6 protein-coding genes and 1 other annotated feature are annotated in these 7,288 nt (G+C 33.6%); of the genes, 3 read left to right on the forward strand and 3 right to left on the reverse strand.

All coding sequences use genetic code 11. The annotated features are described in order from the left end of the window. Positions 1-98: 98 nt before the first annotated feature. Positions 99-704: a hypothetical protein gene (locus Q0F04_RS11075; RefSeq protein ID WP_295753290.1), complete on the forward strand. Its 606-nt coding sequence runs from the start codon at positions 99-101 to the stop codon at positions 702-704. A 136-nt stretch (positions 705-840) separates the two neighbouring features. Here Q0F04_RS11075 and Q0F04_RS11080 read toward each other — a convergent pair whose 3' ends face one another. After that, positions 841-3,453: a valine--tRNA ligase gene (locus tag Q0F04_RS11080; RefSeq protein WP_295753292.1), complete on the reverse strand. Its 2,613-nt coding sequence runs from the start codon at positions 3,451-3,453 to the stop codon at positions 841-843. A 39-nt stretch (positions 3,454-3,492) separates the two neighbouring features. Further along, positions 3,493-3,686: a binding site (T-box leader), on the reverse strand. A gap of 74 nt (positions 3,687-3,760) precedes the next feature. Here Q0F04_RS11080 and Q0F04_RS11085 point away from each other — a divergent pair. Continuing rightward, a complete protein-coding gene (locus tag Q0F04_RS11085; RefSeq protein WP_295753294.1) occupies positions 3,761-4,009 on the forward strand; it encodes a hypothetical protein in 249 nt (82 codons plus the stop codon). 14 nt (positions 4,010-4,023) lie between these two features. On the opposite strand, the gene Q0F04_RS11090 is transcribed toward Q0F04_RS11085, so the two are convergent. Both Q0F04_RS11090 and Q0F04_RS11095 read right to left on the reverse strand, forming a co-directional pair. Next, positions 4,024-4,491 carry a hypothetical protein gene (locus Q0F04_RS11090; RefSeq protein WP_295753295.1) on the reverse strand — a complete coding sequence of 156 codons (468 nt, stop codon included), beginning with the start codon at positions 4,489-4,491 and terminating at the stop codon, positions 4,024-4,026. Positions 4,492-4,509: 18 nt separating this feature from the next. After that, positions 4,510-5,601 (reverse strand): AAA family ATPase, encoded by a 1,092-nt coding sequence (locus Q0F04_RS11095; RefSeq protein WP_295753297.1) that lies wholly within the window; start codon positions 5,599-5,601, stop codon positions 4,510-4,512. A 311-nt stretch (positions 5,602-5,912) separates the two neighbouring features. Between Q0F04_RS11095 and Q0F04_RS11100 the strand changes: the two genes are divergently transcribed. Next, a complete protein-coding gene (locus tag Q0F04_RS11100; RefSeq protein WP_295753299.1) occupies positions 5,913-7,097 on the forward strand; it encodes an IS110 family transposase in 1,185 nt (394 codons plus the stop codon). The last annotated feature ends 191 nt before the right edge of the window (positions 7,098-7,288 follow it).

A 7,288-nucleotide genomic window follows, 5' to 3' on the forward strand; every position in this document is an offset into this window, starting at 1 on the left:
TAAGTGTTTTTAATCAATCCAATTATGAGTCGTAATCCACGTATTGACAATAGGAGGTCACTTCATATTATCTAGATGCAGTAAATTTATTAATTTTTTTGGTATTTAAATATCCAAAAAACTTTGAAAATAACAAGCATGTATTCCAAGAAATTATTAATGGCAAAAACACTATTTTAGATATTGACAATACTATGTTCTTATCAAACATAGATACAATCTCATTGAAAGTTGCTCTTTCACTACTTCAAATCTCAATGAATGACAATTGTTGTACCGATATTATGGAAGAGTTATCTTATATTCAAGATGATATAGCTACAACAAATTCTGTAACATCAACCATTAAGGAATACTTGGAAATTGATAATAAAATTAAATTTCCAGAAAATGTAGAAATTGTTATTATTCAAAATGTACTACAGTGGTTACAACTTAATAACGTTGATATTAAATGGAACGCTACTCATATTCTTTTTATGCTTACCAGAAGCGCAGAGAACGAAAGTTTCATTAACAACAAAATCATTAATTTAATTGATGATGAAGGAATCTATGTTAAAATTGCAATTTTGAGACAAATTTATCTTTATGATGGTATTTCAGAATCAACTCGCAACTATGTGATTTCTAAATGTGAAAACGATCCTTGTTATGTTGTAAGAAAAACGTGTGAAGAAATCAAACCCAAACAATCAATGTGATTTTACTAGATAACTAAATGATTCATCTATCAAACTAAGAAAATAGAACCTATGTGTTTAACAGTGATGTTGAACACATTTTTTGTTTGGTATACAAAAAAACGCCTAGAGCTTGTCTCTGGGCGTTTGATTTGTACTATCCTAATTTCTTAAGGATGTTATCTAATTGTGTTTTTGTCATTTCTAGCTTTTCTGTGTAAGATGCTAGTTTTTCTTTTTCTGCATTGACCTTAGCTTCTGGTGCTTTATTGACGAAACCTGGATTTTTCAACATACCTGAACAGCGTTTGATTTCGTTTTCTAGGCGTGCGATTTCTTTATCTAGTTTTCCTTTTTCTTCTTCTAGGTCAATTAATGCGTCCATTGCGACTGTTAATACGGCTTTTTCGATTGTACGTGATAGTACGTCTTCTGTATTAAGGTCTTCTTTGACTGTGGCATGTGCCATGCGTGCAAGGATTGCAGTTGATTCTGTATTTAGTGTTACATAGCCATTGTCATTGTGTAGTGAGATTGTTAAGTCTTCACTTGGTTTCATTGAATATTCAACTTTGATTTCACGTACAGTTTGAATTGCACTGATGACTAATGCCATTTCATCTTTTTCTGCATCTGTGTATTCAAATTCAACTTTTTCTGGCCATGTCTCTACGTTTAAGCTTTCTTTTTCGTGTGGCAAGTTCAAATAGATTTCTTCTGTCACAAATGGCATGAATGGTGATAATACTTTTAGGATTCCCATCATGACTGTATATAGTACAGCTTTTGTATTGGCTACTAGGCTTTCGTCTTCTGAGTATAGTGTAGCTTTTGATAGTTCAATGTACCAGCTGCAGAAGTCATCCCATACAAAGCTATATAGTTCGTTTCCTACAATGGCTAATTCGTATTTGTCCATGTTTGTTGAAACATGGTCTAATACTTCGTTAAAGCGTGCTAGGATCCATTTGTCTACGCTGTTCGCTTTTGTCATGTCTAGTTCTGGTTTTGTATCACCTATTTGCATTTGAACATAACGAGCTGCGTTCCAGATCTTGTTAATGAAGTTCCAGCTTGCGTCCATCTTCGTTTCATCAAAACGTAAATCTTGTCCTGGTGTTGAGTTTGTTGTTAGGAAGAAGCGTAGTGCATCGGCGCCTTTTTCTTGAATCACGTCCATTGGATCAATACCGTTTCCTAATGATTTAGACATTTTGCGTCCTTGTGTATCTCGTACAAGGCCGTGGATCAATACGTCTTTGAATGGACGGTTCTTCATGCAGTAGCGTGTTTGAAAGGCCATACGTGCTACCCAGAAGAAGATAATGTCGTATCCTGTTACTAATACGTCATTTGGGAAGTAGCGTTCTAGATCAGCTGTGTTTTTTGGCCAGCCTAGTGTTGAGAATGGCCATAATGCACTTGAGAACCATGTGTCTAATACGTCTTCGTCTTGTGTCCAGTTTTCAATGTCTTTTGGATCTTCCATTCCCACATAGATTTCACCTGTTTCTTTGTTTGTCCATGCTGGAATTCTGTGTCCCCACCATAACTGACGTGAAATACACCAGTCTTCAATGTTTTCTAGCCATTGTTCAAATGTTTTATTGAAACGTGGTGGTACGAAGTTAATTCTTTGATCTTCGATTTCTTGGTTCTTTAATACTTCTTCAGCCAATGGTTTCATCTTCACAAACCATTGTTTACTTAAGTATGGTTCTACAATTACGCCTGTTCTTTCTGAGTGTCCTACTTGGTGTAAGTGTTCTTCAATGTGATCTACAACACCAGCTTCTTTGAAATCATTGACTAATGCTTCACGACATTCAAATCGATCCATACCAGCATATTTACCGCACATATCATTCATGGTTCCATCTGGATTCATACAGATTGGCATAGGTAAGTTGTATTTTTTAGCTAATGCGAAGTCATTAGGATCATGTGCTGGAGTACACTTCATGACAGCTGTACCAAAACTCATGTCAATATAGTCGTCTGCCATGATTGGAAGTTCGTCTCCGTTTGCAGGGTTAATCGCATGCATTCCAACGATGTCTTTATATCTTTCGTCATCAGGGTGTACAAAGATAGCTTGGTCGGCAAACATTGTTTCTGGACGTGTTGTCGCAATGACTAATTCCTGTCCTGTTTCTACGACTTTATATTTGAAGTAGTACATGTGTCCCATGATTTCTTTGTGTTCAACTTCAATATTTGATAATGCTGTTTTAGCTTCTGGGTCCCAGTTAATAATTCTTTCACCTTGATAGATCAATCCATCATTGTATAAATCTACAAAGACTTTACGAACGGCTTGCGACAATCCTTCGTCTAATGTAAAGCGTTCACGACTATAGTCTAAAGATAGTCCTAATTTAGCCCATTGGCTACGAATGGTAGAAGCATATTCTTCTTTCCACTGCCATGCTCTTTCTAAGAATTTTTCACGACCAATGTCATAGCGAGAAATTCCTTCTGATTTTAAACGAGCATCTACCTTTGCCTGTGTCGCAATACCTGCATGGTCCATTCCGGCTACCCAACATACATCGTAGCCTTTTAATCTTTTATAACGACATAAAATATCTTGTAGTGTTGTATCCCATGCATGTCCCAAGTGTAACTTTCCTGTTACGTTTGGTGGAGGGATCACAATACAATATGGGCGTTTCGATAGATCGCCCGCTGTGAAATATCCTTTTTCAATCCAATTTTGGTATTTATCATTTTCTACTGCTAAATGATTATACTTTGCTTCCAACGTCATCCACAATCATCCTTTCCGTAAATATAAAAAAGCACATCCCCATAGGACGTGCTTGACGTGGTACCACCTAATTTTATTCTCATTCACATTAACGCTGTGTCACGAAATTTACTACTCTCAGTTCATAAATTCAACTCAAAGACTACCTTCACTTATCCAACACACAAACTTTCACCAAACGCTTGCTCTCTTAAGAATTGGTATAAACTACTCCTTCTTGTCATCGCTTTGAATTTAGTTTATCAAAGAAAAAGTAAAAACTCAAATCATTTTGAAAAATTAGTTGTTTTATTCTTAACTTTACTATATGATGATTAAAGAAAGCGGTGTAAACATGGATAATCAATTATACAATCAAATTAAAGCTGTTCATGAACAATATATTAAAGAACAGAATCGTTTAGAAGACGAAATTGATAGACTAAGACGAGAAATCGTTTGTCTAGATAACGAAGTTGAAATCGAAGCGTTAAATAAACTCGTAAGGATCGATGATATTAAGCGTAAGATGGTTGTAGAATTCATTCATAGTTTAGATAAGATTGTAGAACAGTAATCTACAATCTTTTTTTAAAATCCCCCATTTTTATAGGCTCTTGCCTTCACATAAGAAGGTTCATAATAAGCACTGCTATTATAATCATCAATAATCAAACAAATTTCATCATTATAGATTCGTATAAGTCCTTGTATATAATCTTCATTTGGAAGTAATGTATCAATGATTAATCTTGCGTATACTTTTCCCATATCCAATTCAGTTGGAATGCGAGAACATAATTCACTATTTACATTTTCAACATGGAAATTTCCATATTCTAGTTTATATTCATCCATCAAATCATGTACTACCTTATCTGGATTATCACTATGCAAAACATTCGCAACACTAATAAGATGATACAAATGATCATATCCCAGTTGATTCACAACATATTGATTTCGTTGATGAAGAAATCGAGATGTCTTCTCAATCATATAACATACATAAAACAAATCATTTTCTGTTACTAGTTCATCAAAATATTTATTTCTCATAAGCTATAACAGATTTCATTATCGTACCTCAATATCATAATCATCCATGGCTTCAATTGCTTCATAGCAAGATAATTTTCTTGTTAATGTAGAATCATCCTTCTTATATAAAGTGTAAAGATTCATTTTATCTTGCAATGTTGGATCACACTTTAAAACTTTTTCAATTGCCTCTTTACTATGCGATGTAATGAACAATTGAATATTGAGTTTTACAGCCGTACTTAATATCCATGAAAATATTTTATTCATAGCTGAAGTATGAATCGAAGTTTCAAACTCATCAATCAATAAAATCCCGTTTTTTGATGCAATTACTGCACTCATTAATAAGATGGCTTTTTTCATACCATCCCCATACAATTCTAAAGGAATCGCTTCTTTATGATTTTTTGAAAGAATCATATACCTTTTTCTCCAAGCTGAATTTCCTTTTGAATCCACATTCAAACCAATTATATCCTCATCAAATTCTTTCAATACGCCCAACATCTCTTGATATAATTCCACATTGTTCAAGACTTTACTTAAATACAAATCATCAGAAACATGTTTAAAAGACGATACTAAAGTGGAATTAATTAATTTCGTTTCCTGTTTTCCATTTGTAGTAAAACGATCATATTCAGAGTACTTTTCATTCAACAGTTCTTTACCATCTAAATCAATTTTTAAATGCATAAACTCCGTATCGATCATTTCATCACATTCACGAACTTTATTACTATACCCCATCATCTTACGCACTTCGCTATCCGGTAATAATTCAAAATAGTTTTCTTTAAAAAGATTAACACTATGTGGCTTATTCTCTAATTTAAAACTATATTCAATTTTGGAAACTTCCCCTTCATCCACTGGAAACAAATAATTCACTCTTTCAAAAGTTGAAAAACTAGTCCTATCCATCCCTCTTACACTTCGAGTCGTAGAATATGCAAGATTACGAACACTATCAATTCCTTTAAGAAAATTAATATTCTCTAATACGCTCGTTTTTCCAGTATTATTATCACCAGTTATTATATTAATATGATTCAAATCTTTTAATTCAAGATTATGAATACCTCTAAATAGGTGTATATCAAATTCTTGTAAATGAATTGCCATTATAACACTCCTGGTATATTGTAATTGACCCATCTAACTGGTCGTCTACAATATACTTCTCCTTTCTTTCAACCTGTTTGTAACCGTGGTTGAAGACGGTGTTGTTAATTTGTAAAATTGAATATGTGAATGTGGATTTGTATATACACTTCCTGTAGCTTGACTACTTCTGAAAGGTTCTTACCACACCTTATTCCAAAACAGTGATTAGTTAGATGAGTCTTTGAATTCGTATTTTGAACCAGGTTTTGTGGTCTAAGTGTTGTGGATAACCATTTTCACACGTTTCTATAAAGAAAGGATGTTTATTTATGAAACTAGTTGGTATCGATGTTGGAAAGAACAGTCATCATTTTTGTGTCATGGACAAAGAAACTGGTGAACTCAATGTTGCACCTTCTTCTTTTTCTAACAACAAAGAAGGATTTGACTTTCTAATCAACTCTCTTAAACCGTATTCTAAAAAATCAATTCTAATTGGTATGGAAGACACCGGGCATTACCATGTTGCTCTTCTTAAATTTCTTCTTAGCAACGGATATACCGTTGCCTTGATCAACCCTAAAACTACTGATCTTACACGTAAGATGGAAGGTGGCATTACTAAGAATGACAAACTAGATACAATCACCATTTGTGATGTCCTTGATACTCCTGAGCGCAAGAAACAGTATCGTATTACTAAAGTTGACCGTTTTGATTTATATGAACAAAGACAATTGACTCGTCATCATCATAATCTAAAAGAAGAACTCAATATATACTGTAATCGACTACAGAAATCAATTGATCTTGTTTTCCCTGAATTCAATACCTTATTCGGTTCTAAATATGGCGTTGTTTACATGAATCTTCTTAAAACGTTTGGCAGTGCTGAAGCTATCGCTTCTACAGATATTCGTACAATTCGTAAATGTTTTGAAATCAAAGGCAGAGGCGGCCGCATTTCATTGACTCCTGAAAAGTTAAAAGAATGCGCTAAGAATTCTATTGGAATCTCTTCAGAAGTTGAAACTATACAGATCAAACACTTGGTAAGCCAAATCACGCTTATTAAAGAGCAAATCGCTGAAATAGATAAAAAAATAGAAGAGTTCTCAATCACAAACAACTCTCCTATCCTAAGCATTCCAGGGATTTCTCATTTCTCTGGTACTTCTATTTTAGCCGAATTAGGAGATATTGGCAATTATTCCAAGCCATCTCAGATCATTAAATTTGCAGGAGTAGCCCCCTATCACTATGAATCGAGTCAATACAACGCCCAACATACTGGCATAACCAAGAAGGGATCTAAATATCTTAGAAAAACTTTGTATCAAATCATATTGCCTGTAATCAAATATAATCCTGCATTCAAGAAATACTATCGATTGAAAATATCTCAAGGTAAAGGACACCGTTGTGCTCAAGGCCACTGCATTAGAAAGCTGCTTAGAATCATTTATCATTTACTAGAAACAGGACAATCATTTGATCCTGCATTATTAAGATAAGACAAATGCATCTAAAGCATCTGAACTTTTAAAAAATAGAATTTTAAAAGTTCTTTTCGTCATGCCTAAATTTAATCCAATATTCACATTTTCAAAGATCAATTTAAAACTAACTAAAAAATCTAGTTATTTTATATTTTCAAACTTTTTCATAAAAAACTACTTGAATTTTATATAGTTAGCTTTCATTT

Origin of the sequence: uncultured Holdemanella sp., assembly GCF_934772795.1 — a bacterium.
Classification (GTDB): Bacteria; Bacillota_I; Bacilli_A; order Erysipelotrichales; family Erysipelotrichaceae; genus Holdemanella.

Bases quoted from the DNA above. Each gene is read 5' to 3' on its own strand.
- Q0F04_RS11085 (WP_295753294.1), top strand. From the start codon at position 3,761: ATGATGATTAAAGAAAGCGGTGTAAACATGGATAATCAATTATACAAT.
- Q0F04_RS11095 (WP_295753297.1), bottom strand. From the start codon at position 5,601: ATGGCAATTCATTTACAAGAATTTGATATACACCTATTTAGAGGTATT.
- Q0F04_RS11100 (WP_295753299.1), top strand. From the start codon at position 5,913: ATGAAACTAGTTGGTATCGATGTTGGAAAGAACAGTCATCATTTTTGT.
- Q0F04_RS11090 (WP_295753295.1), bottom strand. From the start codon at position 4,491: ATGAGAAATAAATATTTTGATGAACTAGTAACAGAAAATGATTTGTTT.
- Q0F04_RS11080 (WP_295753292.1), bottom strand. From the start codon at position 3,453: ATGACGTTGGAAGCAAAGTATAATCATTTAGCAGTAGAAAATGATAAA.